The 607-nt window shown below is 53.5% G+C and carries 1 rRNA gene; it reads right to left on the bottom strand.

Annotated features, from left to right (window positions below):
• A 23S ribosomal RNA gene (locus LI091_RS18390) occupies nt 1-607 on the bottom strand; the annotation flags it as partial.

The following is a 607-nucleotide window of genomic DNA, read 5'->3' as shown; positions in this document are numbered from 1 at the left end:
CTAACCTCTCCTCTTAACCTTCCAGCACCGGGCAGGCGTCAGCCCATATACCTCACCTTTCGGTTTCGCATAGACCTGTGTTTTTGCTAAACAGTTGCTTGAGCCTATTCTCTGCGGCCTGCTCTCGCAGGCACCCCTTCTCCCTAAGTTACGGGGCCATTTTGCCGAGTTCCTTGGCAATACTTCTTCCGCCGGCCTTAGGATTCTCTCCTCATCCACCTGTGTCGGTTTACGGTACGGGTACAATATGAACGATAGCGGCTTTTCTTGACGCATGGCTCACGGGCTTCGCTACTAATCTTCGCTCCACATCACGTCTTCCCATTGCCACACGGATTTTCCTATGTGACTGGTACCTCGCTTGTACCGGGCTTTCCATTCCCGGCTCCCGCTCTCCTTACGTGTCCCCACAGTTCTGTCATACTGCAGTACAGGAATATCAACCTGTTGTCCATCGGCTACGGCTCTCGCCCTCACCTTAGGTCCCGACTCACCCAGGGCAGATCAGCTTTACCCTGGAAACCTTGGATATTCGGCCTAGAGGATTCCCACCTCTATCTCGCTACTCATTCCGGCATTCTCTCTTCCATGCAGTCCACAGCTCCTT

This window comes from Blautia sp. MSK20_18, from assembly GCF_020553125.1.
Lineage (GTDB): Bacteria > Bacillota > Clostridia > Lachnospirales > Lachnospiraceae > Blautia_A > Blautia_A fusiformis.
The sequence above is the reverse complement of the archived record's forward strand: the minus strand, read 5'-3'. Positions and strand labels throughout refer to the sequence as shown.